This window comes from Erythrobacter sp. QSSC1-22B (genome assembly GCF_001678665.1).
Taxonomy (GTDB): domain Bacteria; phylum Pseudomonadota; class Alphaproteobacteria; order Sphingomonadales; family Sphingomonadaceae; genus Qipengyuania.
Genome location: NZ_LZRP01000002.1, coordinates 225,241 through 241,398 on the forward strand (window position 1 = coordinate 225,241; position 16,158 = coordinate 241,398).

16 protein-coding genes and 1 pseudogene are annotated in these 16,158 nt (G+C 58.4%); 6 read left to right on the forward strand and 11 right to left on the reverse strand.

Annotated elements, in window-relative coordinates; translation table 11 throughout:
- Positions 1-93: 93 nt before the first annotated feature.
- The 7 genes from A9995_RS16975 to A9995_RS04900 form a co-directional block, all read right to left on the reverse strand.
- Positions 94-1,098: a hypothetical protein gene (locus A9995_RS16975; protein WP_067609905.1), complete on the reverse strand. Its 1,005-nt coding sequence runs from the start codon at positions 1,096-1,098 to the stop codon at positions 94-96.
- Entirely contained in the window at positions 1,040-1,333 is a 294-nt protein-coding gene (locus A9995_RS04875) for a hypothetical protein (RefSeq protein ID WP_145916811.1), read from the reverse strand. The genes A9995_RS16975 and A9995_RS04875 overlap by 59 nt, the downstream gene beginning before the upstream one ends.
- Positions 1,239-2,186, reverse strand: a complete 948-nt coding sequence (locus A9995_RS04880; protein ID WP_067609909.1) for a hypothetical protein — start codon at positions 2,184-2,186, stop codon at positions 1,239-1,241. Before A9995_RS04880 ends, A9995_RS04875 begins: the two co-directional genes overlap by 95 nt.
- A gap of 153 nt (positions 2,187-2,339) precedes the next feature.
- Positions 2,340-3,584 (reverse strand): hypothetical protein, encoded by a 1,245-nt coding sequence (locus A9995_RS04885; protein WP_067609911.1) that lies wholly within the window; start codon positions 3,582-3,584, stop codon positions 2,340-2,342.
- A gap of 197 nt (positions 3,585-3,781) precedes the next feature.
- A complete protein-coding gene (asnB, locus tag A9995_RS04890) occupies positions 3,782-5,578 on the reverse strand; it encodes an asparagine synthase (glutamine-hydrolyzing) (protein ID WP_067609913.1) in 1,797 nt (598 codons plus the stop codon).
- Positions 5,579-5,580: 2 nt separating this feature from the next.
- On the reverse strand, positions 5,581-6,135 hold the full coding sequence (locus A9995_RS04895) for a sugar transferase (protein ID WP_067610332.1): 555 nt from the start codon (positions 6,133-6,135) through the stop codon (positions 5,581-5,583).
- A 6-nt stretch (positions 6,136-6,141) separates the two neighbouring features.
- The gene (locus A9995_RS04900; RefSeq protein ID WP_082992489.1) at positions 6,142-6,978 is read right to left on the reverse strand and encodes an aldolase/citrate lyase family protein; all 837 of its coding nucleotides are present in this window, start codon (positions 6,976-6,978) and stop codon (positions 6,142-6,144) included.
- Between the two features lie 609 nt (positions 6,979-7,587).
- On the opposite strand from A9995_RS04900, the gene A9995_RS04905 reads away from it, so the two are divergent.
- From A9995_RS04905 to A9995_RS04920, 5 genes and pseudogenes are all read left to right on the forward strand, one after another.
- The gene (locus A9995_RS04905; protein WP_168157332.1) at positions 7,588-8,364 is read left to right on the forward strand and encodes a hypothetical protein; all 777 of its coding nucleotides are present in this window, start codon (positions 7,588-7,590) and stop codon (positions 8,362-8,364) included.
- A pseudogene (locus A9995_RS17615) lies at positions 8,262-8,555 on the forward strand (hypothetical protein); the annotation flags it as partial. The gene A9995_RS04905 and the pseudogene A9995_RS17615, both read left to right, overlap by 103 nt.
- Positions 8,556-8,607: 52 nt before the next feature.
- On the forward strand, positions 8,608-9,270 hold the full coding sequence (locus A9995_RS04910) for a hypothetical protein (protein ID WP_067609917.1): 663 nt from the start codon (positions 8,608-8,610) through the stop codon (positions 9,268-9,270).
- On the forward strand, positions 9,267-9,461 hold the full coding sequence (locus A9995_RS04915) for a hypothetical protein (protein ID WP_145916812.1): 195 nt from the start codon (positions 9,267-9,269) through the stop codon (positions 9,459-9,461). Before A9995_RS04910 ends, A9995_RS04915 begins: the two co-directional genes overlap by 4 nt.
- A gap of 23 nt (positions 9,462-9,484) precedes the next feature.
- Entirely contained in the window at positions 9,485-9,694 is a 210-nt protein-coding gene (locus tag A9995_RS04920; protein WP_067609921.1) for a YadA-like family protein, read from the forward strand.
- 170 nt (positions 9,695-9,864) lie between these two features.
- Here the strand turns inward: A9995_RS04920 and A9995_RS04925 are convergent, their stop codons facing one another.
- The 3 genes from A9995_RS04925 to A9995_RS04935 form a co-directional block, all read right to left on the reverse strand.
- Positions 9,865-10,662 carry an aldo/keto reductase gene (locus A9995_RS04925; protein ID WP_168157334.1) on the reverse strand — a complete coding sequence of 266 codons (798 nt, stop codon included), beginning with the start codon at positions 10,660-10,662 and terminating at the stop codon, positions 9,865-9,867.
- 207 nt (positions 10,663-10,869) lie between these two features.
- Positions 10,870-11,982: a glycosyltransferase family 4 protein gene (locus A9995_RS04930; protein WP_082992491.1), complete on the reverse strand. Its 1,113-nt coding sequence runs from the start codon at positions 11,980-11,982 to the stop codon at positions 10,870-10,872.
- The gene (locus A9995_RS04935) at positions 11,951-13,309 is read right to left on the reverse strand and encodes a hypothetical protein (RefSeq protein WP_145916813.1); all 1,359 of its coding nucleotides are present in this window, start codon (positions 13,307-13,309) and stop codon (positions 11,951-11,953) included. Before A9995_RS04935 ends, A9995_RS04930 begins: the two co-directional genes overlap by 32 nt.
- Positions 13,310-13,347: 38 nt before the next feature.
- On the opposite strand from A9995_RS04935, the gene A9995_RS04940 reads away from it, so the two are divergent.
- Positions 13,348-14,544 carry a glycosyltransferase family 4 protein gene (locus A9995_RS04940; protein WP_168157335.1) on the forward strand — a complete coding sequence of 399 codons (1,197 nt, stop codon included), beginning with the start codon at positions 13,348-13,350 and terminating at the stop codon, positions 14,542-14,544.
- Positions 14,545-14,737: 193 nt separating this feature from the next.
- On the opposite strand, the gene A9995_RS04945 is transcribed toward A9995_RS04940, so the two are convergent.
- Positions 14,738-15,841, reverse strand: a complete 1,104-nt coding sequence (locus A9995_RS04945; RefSeq protein WP_168157336.1) for a hypothetical protein — start codon at positions 15,839-15,841, stop codon at positions 14,738-14,740.
- Positions 15,842-16,158 lie beyond the last annotated feature (317 nt).

Consider the following 16,158-nt stretch of genomic DNA (forward strand, 5'->3'; position numbering starts at 1 on the left):
AGACTGGTTTTAGCGCAGCCCTGCCAAACGGTTTTTGAAGCCGAGCATTTGAGGAGCAAGAGGGCGGCATTTCACCGCCCTCTTGGCCGAGTGTTAGAACTCCCCGGCGACGCCTGCACGCACGGCAGTCGAATTGCCGCCCGCGTAACTTACGCCCGCGGTAATTGCGAAGTCGCCTTCGAGCCGATGCATAAGGCCAGCTGAAAAGCCTACTTCTCCACGATAAGCCGCTACATTTGATGCGTAGCTAGTTTTGCCAGCTTCGCTCGGGAAGTGCGGGTGCGCACCAGCTGTGATCGAGGCAATACCCCGTTGGGCATCTCGGTCTGTGGTGCCAGCAAGGTCGAATAGAGTGTTAGCTTGTCCAGATAGCGCGGAAACCTGACCCGAAAGCGCGCTGAACTGGGCGTCGGTGACCGCGGCGATGTGTTTCATAGATAGCCGCACGCTATCGACGGCACCGGCGGTTGCGACCGCCTGCCTGCCAAGCGTCCCGTTGGCATCGACGGTCACCACATCGACCGGTCCCACCTGCGCTGCGGTGCTGGCGGCAATATCGCGGATACGCACCGACGAGTCGGTGCCCCCCAATGTGACCTGGTTGGCTGCAGTGGTGGTCGCATTGGCACCGATGGCGGTTGAACCTGCCTGCGCGGCCTGTGCCTTTGAGCCGAGCGCTGTGGCATTGGTCGCCGTGGCCTGGGCGGTGTTGCCTACTGCGGTCGACAACAACTGGGTCGCCCGAGCGAGCTGACCGAGCGCCGTGGAGTTGGTCCCGGTCGCCTGCGCGGTCTGGCCGAAGTCAACCCCTTGCGGTCCGGCTTGGGCGCCGGTGCCGAAAGCAGCCGAGTTGGCCCCGAAGGCATTGGCCGCGCGGCCTAGGGCGGTCGCGCTGTCGCCCGTCGCGTTAGCCGAGCGACCGACCGCGGTCGCAAAATTGGCATTGGCCACAGCGCCCGAGCCAACGGCGGTCGAGTTGTTGACCAGTGCCTGGGCCGAGGCGCCAAAGGAGGAGGCGTTGATACCTTGCGCTTCGGCCTTATAGCCCAGTGCTGTTGCGTTCTCCTGCGTTGCGTTCGTGAATACGCCGATCCCCATCGCCGCACGCAAGGCTGGCGTTGCCAACAGCAATCGAATCTGAACCGCTGGCTTCGGCCCCGGCCTTGCCGCTGACGCCGCCGCCGATGGCGATGGCGATGGCGATGGCGATGGAATAGGAGCCGCTGGCATTGGCGGAATCAAGGCTGTTGGCACCGCCGCCGAGCGCCACCGAGTAAATGCCGGTCGCCTGCGACAGGGCGCCGACCGCCGTCGCGGTGGTTGCCGAAGCCACCGAATTGCGCCCGAGCGCGTGCGCGCGGGTCTCGGGTTGCCGAGGCGTTGTTGCCCAGCGCGATCGCGCCGATGCCCGAGGCGATGGCGCTTTCGCCTAGCGAGGTGGTTTCGGTGTTGGTCGCCCGTGCGCCATAACCGAAGCTGATCGATTCCTCTCCGGTGGCGAGCGCGTCGGTCCCGAGTGTGGTGCTCTGCAAACCGGTCGCCTGCGCCCCGAGCGCGTCGCCATCGTCGCCATCGTCGCCAATCGCAATCGCCCCGGCTGTGTTGGCAACGGTGCCGGTGCCGATGGCAATGGCCCGGGCCGCGGTGGCTTTTGCGGCAAGGTTGAATCCCTCTTCGCCGCCGATCGGGATCGATCCGACCCCGGAGGCAAGCACGCCGGTGTTGCCGCTGCCCAGCGCCACGGAGCCCAGGCCGGTTGCCTGCGCATTGATCCCGACAGCGGTCGATGCTGTGGCGGTAGCGTCCGCTCCGCCCCCCAAAGCCGCTGACTGGGTGCCGGTCGAACTCGAAAAAGCGCCGATAGCGGTTGAAACGAATTGGTTGGCCTGTGGTTTGGTGCCGATTGCGGTCGATGCGCTCCCGGTGGCGCCGGTGCCGCTTCCGACGGTGACTACGTTTGAGCCGGCCGCCACGGCCCCGCTACCGCTCGCCAGCCGGCTGTCTACGCCGCCCGAATCCGCACCGAAGTCGGCATCGACATTGCTGTCGGCATTGCCGTCGTTGTTGGTGTCGAGCAGGCAGTCGTCGGCGGCGGCACTGCCCGGCTGGAGCGCGAACAGCCTCAGCGCCAGTGCGGTTGCGCCGGCGAGGCCGGCAAGCGGGCGGATACGACGGATATGGGTCATGAATGTCGTCCTCCGTGTGGTGCACGGCGGACAGACGACAAACGCAGTCGGCCGCACAGCTGGTTAAACCAGGCTGATTGCGGCCCTAGCCAAAGTGTATCGCACGATTTACTCAAAGGTAAACGAGGACTGGCAAAGTGATCGGACAACACTCTAGTTGGCCTGCTCTTTTCCAACCATCGGCTCGCGTATTTTTGCTAGAACAACAAGTGCGGTAAGGAACCCTGCGCCAGCTGCAATTGCCGGTGATATCTTAATCCAAATGATAATTTGTGTCTGAATCGCTATTATCTGACAAAGTAGACCGCTAGAAAGTATTGAACAAGCTACATAAACTACAAATCTGTGATTATGCGTCGTCGCCGCGAGTCTCTGAACCATTTCAATAATCGGAACGAATACAATTATCGGGAGATATGGCAGGCTTTGGGCTAGGACGAATGTAATTTCAGAATTTGCGAGGACTGCATTGCCAACATCGAAGGTAAAATAATTTAAGGATATGACCCCCACTAGCGCGATCAAAAAAAGAGCCAAATTGACTGCCGAAAATCTTGCAATCCGCCGCGTTGCATCGTTCGTGCCATGCGTCATCAAGCCGGCAAAATAGCCAGTTCCCAAGACGAACCAAACCGTTGTCAGCATGAACAACGGTACCTTCAATCCATAGCCGACTATAGTAGCTTGGCCGTCTCCAAGCTGACGAGCGAACATTTGAGCGGTAACATAGATAATCCCGACCGCCAGCATTGAGGATCCTCCAGCCAAAGTTGGCCACAACCGTTGGCTGAACAAATGCGTTTTAATCGGTGACAAAACCTCCCACGTCTCATTCTTGATAATAAGGAATGTGAAGATAAGTGCGCGCAAAATAAAACCGGCAACGAGACCAAAGGAATATTCAAATATGCTGAGGTCACAAATTAAAAGAACAAAAATTAATGGCAAGGAAACGATAATATTGCCCGCTATTACGGGTGTCCGCCGTCCTCGAGACAGGAATATGGCGACTTGATATTCCGCAACAACGGCAAAAGGCGCGATCCACGGAAGAATCAAGGCTAGACGCCAAACTGTGGCATCATTCTCACCCACGATCCAGGCGTATGCCAAGGCGACGCCTAACGCGGCGATCCCGACTAAGCCGCCTACTGCAAAACCTTCCCGCATCAGGCGCGTGAGCGCCTCGCGGCCTTTATGCAACTGTGCCATGGAAGTTAGGCTGGTCACAATGCAAATGCCCAGAGCACCTGTCACGATGGTAACCAAGCCGAAGATGACAAGGAAGGCATCGAGCTGGCTGCCAACCCCGACGTTTTCCAGCAAGATCAATTCTCGCACGAATGCGATTGCCTTCGAAAGGATTGTGATGGCCAACAGCAAAGCGGTGGAGCTCATCAGCCGCGATGACCGTATGCTCAAAGCACGAATTCTCCGGCTGATGTGGGGAATCCAAAACGCTCTGCTCTTCCAAGGAACGTGCGCAACGGCCAATTGGAGAAGTCAAAGTTGGCCGCGATCTCTCCGCTTATACAGGCGGACTCGGAAAACCGCTCCAGTTGCCTTCTGTCACTCCGTTTCAAGTTACCGGACTCTCAGGCATTATTTTCGTGTGGATCACCATTGAGATAGGCGCGCGCCCATATCTCGATGGCCATTAACGCGCGGATCTCGCGCGTATAGTCTTTGGACCGTGAAATGTGGCTGTCCAAATAATGCTTCATTCTCGACGTTTCGAAAAGCTCGCCAACCAACGATCCACTATCCAGTAGTGTGCTTCTCGCCTGGGCACCGAGATGGTCTCTGAACCACTCACCGATCGGCACTGTAAACATCTGCTTCTTACGATAGGCGAGTTCTTTTCCGATCAAAGGTGCGACGGCTTTCTTAAAGACATATTTGGTCTCGCCGTCCTTCAGCTTAAGGGCACCTGGCATGGTAAAGGCGAACTCCATCATCCGGTAGTCCAGCATGGGAGTACGGGCTTCGACACCCACGGCCATGCCCATCCTATCGGGCTTCACCAGATTGTTGCCGGGAAGGAGCAACTGCATATCGATATTCAGCGCCTGATTGAGGCGATCCCAATGCGCAGTTTCAGTAAAGTGAGTGGACAGGATACTGGCTGGAGCGTCTGAATCAACGGCCCGCGAAAATTCCGGCCTGTAGAGAAGGCGTTTCTCTTGCGGCGAGAAAAGAGAGATGTTTGCCAGATAGGCGGCCCTGAAACTCGTTTCACTCTCCTCCGGGGGGCGCTCGGCAAAGAAGTTCTTGTGTTTATCATAGCCGGCAAAAAGTTCGTCTCCGCCATCACCAGTCAAGACCATTTTGACATGCTCGCCGGCCAGTTCGGCGACTCGATAGGTAGGAAGAAAGGAGACATCGCCGTGAGGCTGATCGAGATGCCAGATGACCTGGGGCCAGAGTTTCATCAGGTCGGGATCAACGATCTGTTCGACATGATCGGTATGGAATCGTTTCGCGGCCTGGCGGGCGAAGGCCGATTCGTCGAAGCGCGGATCAGTAAATCCGATTGAGAATGTCTTGACCGGCCGGTCCATGTGACGGGCCATCAAGCCCACGACGCTCGAAGAGTCTACACCTCCTGACAGAAAAGCGCCAAACGGCACATCGGCTCGCAGCCTGAGCTTGACGGCATCGTCGAACAGCTCAAGAAAATCACTTGACCAAGTCGCTTCGTCCTGATGGACCAGATCGCGCTCGATGAGCGACCACCAGCGCCGCTCTCGCACGGGTTCGCCCTTGCGTATTTCCACCATGCAGCCTGGCGAAAGATGGTGGATACCTGCAAACGCCGTTCTGGGCGGCGGGACGTAGTTGAAGGTCAGAAAGAGATCGAGGGCCTGGCAATCAAGACGCGGTACGACCCCTCCTGCGAGGATCGACTTGATCTCAGAAGCAAAGATGATGCCGTCACTATCGTGATGGATAAAAAGTGGTTTGACGCCGATCCTATCACGGTAGAGTCGCAGGGTTTGGTCGCGGCTGTCCCAAATAGCGATCGCGAACATTCCATTCAGTTTCGATACGAAATCGGTGCCCCAGTGAAGGTAGGCGCGCAAGATGACTTCAGTATCCGAATTTGTCCTGCACCGGATGCCAGCTTCAGCAAGCTCTGCGGCAAGTTCGATGAAGTTGAATATCTCTCCGTTCTGAACCAGCGCCACAGCTCCGTCATCGGAGAGAAAGGGTTGGTCTCCGTGGTCGGGATCGATGATCGCGAGCCGTTGGTTGGAGAGCATCAACTGGCCGTTGCAGAAAAACCCATTGCCGTCCGGACCTCGGTGAGACTGCGCATGCGACATCGCTGCCGCCCGATCAATCGGAATCGACCGACCGGTAAATGACCATATTCCGGAGATACCGCACATGACTAAGTCACCTTACGATGAAATAAAGTTCGAGCGGTCTCCCACAGGATAATGAGATCGCACCCAAATGTAGGCCTATCCACGTATGCAAGGTCAAGCGCGAGCCGTTCCTCGGCCGTGGCGGAAGACCGCAATCGAGCTTGCGCCAAGCCAGTGATGCCGGGCCGAACACTGATACGTTTCTGCCAGTCGCCTGCACTGTAATTCGCTTGCTGGTGAGGTGTATCGGGCCTGGGGCCGACAAGACTCATGTCGCCCCGCAGGACATTAAAAAGCTGGGGCAGCTCATCCAGGCTTGTGCGGCGAAGCAGTGCGCCGGCTCGGGTGATACGTGGGTCAGACGGTTGGGTCGAGTAATCGCCCAATTTCTCCGCATCAGCAACCATGGTCCGCATTTTGTAGATCTTGAATATCTTACCATCTTCGCCGACGCGACTCTGCCCGAAAAGGCCGGGGCCCTCACTATCAAGCCGCACCCATACGACCATCACAAGAATGGGGAGCGACAAAGCAATCAGCCCCGCAGCACTCATCAGAATATCAAAGGAACGTTTCAACACGGCTTAGGCTATGTTCGGCAGACGTGCGATAATGTTTGCAAGCTGGTCTTCGATCAGCGCATGAATTCGCATTCTTTCCAAGGCATCGTCGTGCTTTGCCTCTTCATAGACGCTGAGCAGTCTAGCGACCTCCGATCCAATCGCGGTGTCATCGCCGTCGGCCACCCCAGCCATCTCGGACCGGGCGAATGTTCGGGACAAATTGACACGGGTCGAGCCTAGGTGCGCGTGCCGCTGCATAATAAGCTCGGCATCGAGATCGCCCTCGCCGACGCGGGCGATACCTCCGAACCCATACGGCTTGTTGGTACGCGAAAGGATCTCGCATGCCTTTTCCAGCATCCCGTTCACGAGCGGCTCGAACATAAATTCCAGGCCAAGTGAAAGGTGCAGGTCGTTCAAACCAATAAACACTTCCGTGACTGTAGACTGGGATGCGATTTCGTCTATCGCGTCGAGTGCTGCGCCTGTTTCAATCAGGGGGATAAAGCCACATCGGGAATTGATCATTCGACCTATCGATTCGACTTCCGACGGATCGGTAAACATGGGCAGCATTATAGACTGTGCTCCGCCCTCGATCGCAACATCGATCTCACCCTGGGACCCCTCGTGGATGGGGTTGATTCGAACCATCAAATCGGCCGAGGTTAGGACATTGGCGACCGGGCGCACATCGCTCAGCTCGTGCTTGCTGATCCAGGTGTCACGACATTTCTGTCGTTCGAATTTGCCCATTCGCTCGATATCGACCATGATTCGCCCGACGCCAGCCCTCTCCGAGAGCGAGGCGAGCCGCGGATCTGCCGTAATTAGCACCAATTTCATCGTCGCCGTCATTCGTCTATCCTTGCGCCGCAATCGGCAGCGGCATCCAATGCGTCAATCCGACACCGAGATCGGACTGGTTGGCAATTGAGGATAAGCAAGCTCCTGCTCCCAAAGACCACAACTCAGACCATTTTTTGCTCATGGGGAAACTCTGGCGGCTTCGCGAGCCCCTTCCAAGATTGCCGAGCCATCGGCTTGAAAAATGCTCGACGCTCCGGGCACCGCGGCCGCACATCGTAAAGTGCGTTGCGCTTTCGCTTGTTGCCGGCGCTCTGCACGAGCATCGGATTGAACGCAACCTTCCATCGCTAACGGGCAGTGGACCTTGTCCGGTGCCGGCACCAATGCGGGCTAGCGCGTGGCCCATCCCCCTCGATTGTAAAGGTGCGTCTAGCGGGTCGACCTGCAACTGGCTTCTTGCCTGACCAGATAGATATTGGAAAAGGTTCGCCGAACAGTACCGTCTGTCATAGAAAACAGGCGGCGAGTCGCGCAATCGACTTTGTCTGGAGTCGCAATCAGCATGCTTTAAAACGCTGCGCGGCCGACGCTTTCGTCTTTCCTCCGTGCAGCCACAGGAGGATGCCAAAACCGACCTATTTCAATCGCACAACGAATTTGACCGCACTCTCCGGCGCCTCCGCGCTGACGCTCGCCCTACAGCCCGATGTTGCGGCTGCAGACGACTGTTTGCTCGACCGCGACAATGACGGCGTGGTCGATGCCGCGACCGACAATGACGGCGGTGCCAATTCCAACAACGACGATACCTCGACCGCCTGCGGAGTGAACGCGCAGGCGACCGGCGCCTTTTCTACCGCGCTGGGCAGCAATTCCACCGCATCGGCCGATCGCACCATCGCCATCGGCAGGATTTCCACGGCCAGCGGCAGCGATTCCGCCGCCGTCGGCCACAATGCCCAGGCCACGGGCATCAACTCTCTGGCGGTGGGTCAATCGGCCTCGGCTTCGGCGTCCGCATCGGTCGCGAAGGGTCAGTCGGCTTCTGCTACGGCGATCGGAGCGGTTGCGGTCGGTCGCAGCGCGACATCGAGCGCAACCGGTGCCTTCGCGGGTGGCGAAAATGCCATCGCCTTGCAGGCAGGCGGGGTGGCGCTGGGTCAGAACGCACAGGCAATCGGCCCCAGCACGATCGCAAAGCTGTTCGGAACCGTGGCGATAGGGGTCGATACGATTGTTTCGGACAATGCCGTCGGCATCGGCAACACCGCCATCGCCCGTTTCAGCGGCACCGCGACACCGCTAACGTCGGCATCGGTTCGGCGGTGGCGATGGGGGCGAACGCGGTGGCGATCGGCGCGAAAACCGTGGCCATCGGCACCACCGCGCGGCCCGGCTCGGGCTTCGCCTTTGACACACCCGGGGCCCAGGTGAGCGCGACGAGCAATGCCACGGCCATTGGCGGGCGCGCCGAAGTGAGCGCAAGCGGCGGCACCGCGCTGGGTGCCACTGCCCATGTCTCCGGCCAGAACGCCCTGGCGGTCGGGGTGAACGCGTTGGCCTCGGGGAACAATGCGATCGCGAGCGGCAGCTCGTCGGAGGCCAGCGCTGCGAATGCGGTGGCGATCGGCAACGTCAGTCTTGCGGGCGGTGGTGCTTCTCTGGCGATTGGCGGGGATGGACGATGGAGATTTTCTCGGCGCGCAGGCGACCGGTTTGCGGGCCATGGCGCTGGGGGACGATGCGCGGGCGAGTGGCGCCAATGCGATTGGGATCGGCATATTCACGAACGCAACGCAGGAAAACGCAACAGCACCAGTCTATACGGCCAAAGCGCAGGGTATCAACGACTCCTCCTTCGGCGCCTCGGCCCAGGCTCTGGTCAACAACTCGACGGCTGTCGGCGCGGGCGCGGTGGCCAATGCCAATTTTGCGACCGCGGTCGGTCGCTCAGCCAGCGCGACCGCCTTGGGCCGCGCGGCCAATGCCTTCGGGGCCAAATCGGCGGCGTTCGGGACCGGCGCCCAGGCCGGTCCGCAAGGGGTTGCCTTCGGCCAGACCGCGCAGGCGACTGGGACCAACTCCACGGCGGTCGGTCAGCTCGCTCAGGCGACCCAGCTGTTGTCGACCGCAGTAGCCAACACCGCGGCGACCAATCCCACAGCGCTCTGCTCAAAGGCACAGGCCGCGCAAGCAGGTTCAACCGCCATCGGTGCCAATGCGACCACCACTCCGGCCAACCAGGTCACATTGGGGGGCACCGGTTCGTCGGTGCGTATCGGCGACATTGCCGCCAGCACCGCAGCACCGCAGCACAGGTGGGACCGGTCGATGTGGTGACCGTCGATGCCAACGGGACGCTTGGCAGGCAGGCGGTCGCAACCGCCGGTGCCATCGATAGCGTGCGGCTATCTATGACCCACATCGCCGCGGTCACCGACGCTCAGTTCGGCGCGCTGGGCGATCGGGTCGGCTTGCTCGAGAGCGGGCTGCTGGTGTCAACTTTCGACTCAACGATCTCGACCAGGTAACACGCGGCGGTATCGCGGCGGCAATGGCGTTTGGCGGTACGATGATCGTGCCTGACAGCACGGCCTCGGTCAGCATGAACGCGTCGACTTATCGCGGCGAACAGGGTTTTGCCGGCACCGTCACCGCGCGGGTTGCGCCCAAGCTGTATTTATCCGAGGGATTCGCCGGTTCCACGGCGCGCGATTCAACCGGCGGTCGGGTCGGACTTGCATTCGGGTTGATGGTCTGGTGAGATTGCGACGGGGCCGCGTCGCAATCTCACTTGGCGAACGCCCACAGAAACGCCTTCTACGCTTGTTTTGCCGGTGCACCCGAAAGTCGCTTTTCACGAATCTGTTCGAGGTTGGTTCGCAGAAGGCAATTTCCGTTTGGGAAGGGCCCTACCGCTCAAACAGCGCCGCATTAATCTATCAACGAAGTTTCAAACCTTCGGAGCGCGCGGCCCATTGTGAGCACGCGATCGACATGACGCGTGCTGACGACAATGGCTCCATCGCGGTTTCGCTGCATTGCACGGCAAAGTGAATCGACCACATCGGTCCTTCCCGCTTTGACCGCACTTCCGATGTAACCGAACGTGATTTGTAGCGGCAGGCCATGACTGAGCAGTGGTTCGGCCTCTCGGCCGTCGAGACTGTCATGAACTTGCGTGATACCTAGCGGCCCCTCTCCCGAGGCAAGAAAAGTTTCTAGCCTTTCTGGCGCAACTGCGATCCCATAATCTCCAATTCGCCCGCTTGATTTTTCCGCTTCAAGCCAGGATTGCCAGTCGTCGCGTTCGAACTGTCCGGCAATCGGTTCATGGAGCATCAGCAATTCTACGCGTTCTCGGCGCAGCCGCCGCAGGCTGCCTTCGAAGGATCGCTTCGCATGTTCGAGGTCCATATTCTCGATACTTCGAGACAAAGGCCGAAACCTTCGCCCCAGGCCCTTGCGGAGCGCAATCAGCGCCTCAATCTGGTCTGCGCCGCCCGGGAAGTAGAGGCCGACTTTTGTCGTGACCGTCGCTTCAGGTTTAGATGCTAAAAACCGGCCCAGCTCTCTTTCCGAAACACCTGCACCGTAAAGAGGCGCGGTGTCGAAATGCGTCATTCCCTGCTCGTATGCCGTTTCCAGCAAAACTTGACGATGGGGCGAAAGGCCCGCCCGAAACAATTGGGCCGTTCCGAAAATAAGGCGCGAAATCAGCGCATCTCCCATGCGTATTCGGTTTCGTGTCCCGATCGCCATCTCATCATTGCTCCGATGGGTCGTCTGAAAAGAGGTTCTCATCATTGTCTTCCTCGAGGATGGTCTGAAAAGACATAAAGTGTAATCGCGCCTCGGCTTCGGGTCCGGCGCCAAGGCATTGACTGTGCAGGGAGCGGTATCGAACCGACGCTAGAATGGTTTTGGCGACAATTGCGATCAAGATTGGCGATAGGCAGCCTCAAGATTTTCAGCGAGGTGCCATTGCATGAACGTGTCGCGGCATCGCTCCAGTCCGGCACGTCCCATGGACTGAGCCCAGTTGCGATCAGCGGCCAAGGCCATCATGCTCTCTGCGGCGGCGGCGACATCGCCGTCGGGGACGAGAATGCCCGCTGCACCGTCAACGACGACTTCCGGGATTCCTCCAATGGCATATGCTACCACTGGGAGGCCACGGGCCTGAGCTTCGGCCAAGACCATTCCGAAGGTTTCCTGACGGGACAGGTGGATCATGGCGTGGGCGCGATCAAGATAGGGATAGACGTCGGCGGCGGCTCCAGCGAATGAGACGAGGTCTGTAAGGCCATTGTCTGCAGCAAATTGTTCAAGCTGGGGGCGGCGGGCGCCATCGCCAACGAATTCGACGCGAATCGGCGTTGAGGGATCCTTGCGTCGGATATAAGTCAGCGCTTCGAGGACCGCCTGGTGGCCCTTGTCGCCGTTCATCATCGCGACTGACACGACTCGAAACGCATGCGTCGGTTCGCGCGCTGCCCATGCAGCGACGAACTGGCCGTCGTCGAACACTTGGTTTTCGGACAACAGCGCGTTGTAAATGACATTGATCCGGTGCGGGGCAACCCCTGCATCGACGAGCGCACGGCGGACGAAGCCCGATACCGCAATAAAATCAAATGGCATCCAAGGCAGCACCCGCTCCTTGCCTGCCCCGAGCACGGTGTTGATGACCTTGGCTTTCAGGCCAACAACGGCGAGCCAGGCCACAAAGCCCGCTTGGGCGTTGAAGCTATGTATCACTTGTGTTCGTCCGCGGCCCGCGATGCCGCGCAGGTCAAGTATTCCGGAAACTATTGCGGCCGGCCCGCGATCCGCTCTCGCGAGCCCCGGTACCGTGTGGTGAACGAACCCATCGGTCTCGAACCGCTCGACGAGTGCCCCGCCTCCAGTGGCCAACTCGACGGACCACCCTGTGTCCCGGAGTGCCAATGCGGTCGCGTGAATCAGAATTGCCGGCCCTGCGAGATTCAGGTCCGAACGCACGAGCAAGACTGACTTTTCAGACGGCATCGAACACCCTCGAAATTTCATCGGCTACGCGCGTGGTGGGGTCATGTGGCATAGCCACACCCCCTAACGGAGGTTTGCCCAAAGCGATTTGGATGGCGCGCTCCAGATCGTCGGGCGTGGTCGATGCCACAGCGATTCCGAGCAGGTCAAAACGCGTTTCCGCTGCCAATTGCGACCCCAATTGCTGCACTACCGGAATGCCGGCCAATGCCGCTTCAATCGCCACTGTTGATCCATGGGTGACAAGGACATCACACAATTCCAATTCTTGCTCTAATCCAAGGCCGGTCAGGTGGACGAGCGGGGCGGCGATCCAATCGGTCTGGTTCGACTCCGATGGATGCAGTCTGACGTGCACGCGCCATTCGGGTCGACGGCGCGCTAAGGCATGGAGGGCATTCTGGGTATCTTGGGCCAGCCGCAATTCACCTTTCACCAAAACCTGCGACGCGAAAAGCACAGCCGTTGGGCGAGTTCCAGAATTCAACCCGCGCTTTGCTCGCAAGGCGATCATGGAAGCAAAGGCTGGATTGCCGGTCACGACCACCTTGGCCGGCGAATGTCCGCTAGCGATCAACCGATCGCGGACGGCGTCGTTGAGAACCAGAATGCGATCGGCGTAATCTGGATTGTGCAGCCAGAAGTTGCTCGGACTGGCAATCAGATCGTTGAGCACGATCGCAGGTATCCCACGCGCCTGCGCTTCATCGATGGTCGCCTTTTCCGCGCGCGGAGCATTCGTGGTCAGAATTACGTCGGGGCTTGCGCGGGTGATTATCCTTGCTGCCAAGGTTCGCGGCGCGAACGCCTGGCGGCCCCGTTCGGCATAGATCGCCGCGGCACTTGCTTCACCATGTGCTGCTACCAGGTCGGCATAACCGAAAGCCAGGTACGCAGCGGTCTCTTCGACATCAATTTGCGGGTTTGATGGATAGGCGGACGCGAGCCGTCGTCCGAGCGCAAGCATCTCCTCGTCGCCCGCCGCCAGGAGATCGCGAACCCGCCATGGCTCGAAGTCGGCTGCAACGGCATCGCGGTAAGCGGTTGTCAACGCGAGCAAGTCAACATGCCAACCGCGATCATGCAACTCTGCCAGCACCGGAGCGCAAGCGCGAAAATGGCCACCGCCGTAAACGACGCAAAGCAGTCGGGGTTTCATGGGGGGCCGGCCGCCGCCGATCGAATTCTCGCTTTCCATTCGGCGCGTTATAGCCGGAACTCCCGGTGAAGCCAGCAGCGTGTCGCCGGGCGAATGCCAGAACTCGGCAGCCTCTGCAGCAATACTCCGCACGACGAAACCAGAAGGCGTTTGAGCACAAATTCGCTGCTGCACGGTTGCAGCGGCCACGGATTAGAATACCGCAAGCCATGCTAGTCGGTTCGTCCGTGAGCGCTGGCAGGCACGGCCGGCGCGCGGAAGGCGCGACTGACGCTGCGGAGTCCAATATCCAAACCGAAGAAAGACGATTTGTGGTTGCAATGACGGGTCGAAAAGCTGTCCTGCTGGTGCGTTCCGACATGAAACTGGCGGGCCCTGGTATATCCATGCATGCCATCGCTCGAGCGGTGCGCGCCAAGGGCTGGCATGTGGAGATCGCGAGTGGCGGGGGGGCTTTGAAGGAGCGCCTTGAAGCGGATGGTTTCCGCCATCACGAGATTGCCGGCCTGAGAGTCGATGATCGAACCCCGTTGCGAATGATAGCGGGCGTGCGCGCCTTGAGACGCCTGCTTGCAAAACCGGATTTTGTGGTTGCTCACAGCTTCAATGCCCACGCTGGCCTCATGAGCTGGATTGCTGGCCGCGGATCGAAGGTAAAGAATGTCAACACGGTTGTTGGGAGCGGTAAAGAGAGATTTCTGCGCTTTATGCCATTTCCATTTATTGCCGTCTCTCACTTTGTAGCTGAACAATTAGCGGAGAGTGGCGTAAATTCTGATCGGGTGCGGACGATACACAACAGCACGATTCCGGAGTGGCGTATTCTTTCGGACGTGCAGGCATTCGAGCAATTATGGCGCAAGCGTTCGCCATTGACCCCCTTCCGGTTGGTGAACATTGGGATGATGAACGGAGACAAGGGGCAGAAGGCCGTTCTCGAGATGATGGTCCGCTTGCGCCGCATCGCTCCGGAAACTCCCGTTGCTCTAGAATTGGTCGGTGAGGGCGCCTGCCGCGCCGAGCTCGAGAGGTTCGCCAATCGAAATGGGCTGGGCGGCACAGTCAAGTTTGCCGGCGCCCTCAACGACGTATATCCAGCTCTCGACCGTGCCCATGCAATGATCCATCTTTCGCCTGAAGAGACTTTTGGAATCGTTCTGGCGGAGGCGCAGGCCCGTGGCTTGCCCGCGGTAGCCTATGGGGTGGGTGGCATTCCGGAGGTGGTTTCAGGCGGATCCACAGGCTTGATCGTCGAGCCAAGCGATGTCGATGAGGCCGCTGCTGCCGTGTTGAGCCTGGCGCGGTCTCCGCACAAGGCTAAGAAGCTTGGGCGGTCGGGCCTGTCACGTTGTCGGCGGCTTTTTCCACAGTCCGTATTGGCTGATGCTCACGATGATGCTTACCGGCAACTTTGCTCGGCGTGATTGCTCGGCGTCAATCAATGAGCCGACCATGTCTGTGCCTAGAAGATCGACCCTAAGGCTTTGATAGGACTTGTATGGACTTGCGACCTCAACTCCAGGACAGGCGGTGCACGATGTGATTTTATTCACGCACGATCGCAAACTTCCGGAGTGCCCACAGAAGCGAAGTAAGGCCGTTGCCCTGGAGTTCCCTCTATGAATGCGAAACCTTTGGGCTTGTCACTGTGTCACTTCTTCGAAGTGAATTGAAATTCATGGCATCGATCGGACGGCCACGAGAATAAGAGTAGCCGAGCGCAAACATTATCGTTCCAAATGCCCGTATGTCGGTGATCAATGATTCAATCATCCCGATCCCTATGATGATGCCAAGAGTCAGGAGCGTTAATTGGTTGCGAAGGCGCAGTGCTTTAAGCGCCACGTTGGCAAGAAAGGCTAAGAGGGCCAACAGAGGCAAAACGCCATAGGCCGCCCATATCTGAAGAAGCATGTTGTGCGCGTGCTGAATTTCGAGGCGCCGGTAAATCGGGTAGACGTTGAGGAAGTTTGTAAAGGCGGCCTCCCCGAAGTTGAACGCATGCGCTCCACCTGTTCGAGCGAAGTCCAGGCTGACTTGGATGATCTGCAGCCGGAGCTGATCGGAGAAATTGCCAAGGCTCAAGCCGCGAGCAAGGAGGATTGCGACTGCAGTCGCCACAAATATTGCAAGTATAAAGCGATTTTTTCTGACAGCATCCAATGATACCGCAAAACTCACCACAGTTAAAGCCAGCAGGGCCCGCGATGAAACGAAAGCTGCCAGAGCAATCAGCAAGGCCAGACAAATGAAACGAAGCCTTCCTTTTGTGCGAGTCACGACGAGCGGAAGAAAAGCCGCCACCATGGCAGCTGTATGGTTATTATCAGGAGGATAGAGAAGCGCATCCTGGTTGAGAATGCTTTCATTAGTGGAATGCGTAGCGTAATAAACCGTGAGTACCAAAAAGAATATCGTTAATATTGGCGCTTCTTTCTTTGGCGCAAGTCCTAAATTTATTCCTACAAAAAACATGGCTGCGGCAATAAAGAATTTAAACGCCTCGAAATCTCGGCCGAATCCACCATAGATGAATGTCGGACCGATGACGGCGAGCATTGCCATGATCAGAAAGACCGCCAACAAGGAGCCGCTGCCCTCAGGGAGGGGGGGGCCGCCCCGGAACCCTCGATGCATGAATATGAGGCTCGCGAGCGCCAGTGCTGCGATCGAATAGATTTCAGGCGAGAGGAAGCTGAGGAAAAGGGCAGGAGCGATCACGACCTCGCCTCCTGCGAGCTCAGGCATGGCGCGGGGTGGATGTTAACATCCACGAATTTCAACATCATAACGAGGTGTCTCGGCAAATGCAGAATCGCCATCGAGCATTTATTGTGTTTTGAATTGCACGCAAGGGTAACAGGCTGATATAAAGGGAGATCGCGTTTTTGAGAACGCCCTGCCCGCGCATGGCTTTGAGCGCGTTCTTTGATCAAGAGTGGGGTCATTTCAACACGCTCATAAATCCGACAGTCTCGCATTGGCCGTACATTTCTTACTGATCAATCAAGCGCCATATAAAGTTCTTTTCTTCGCAT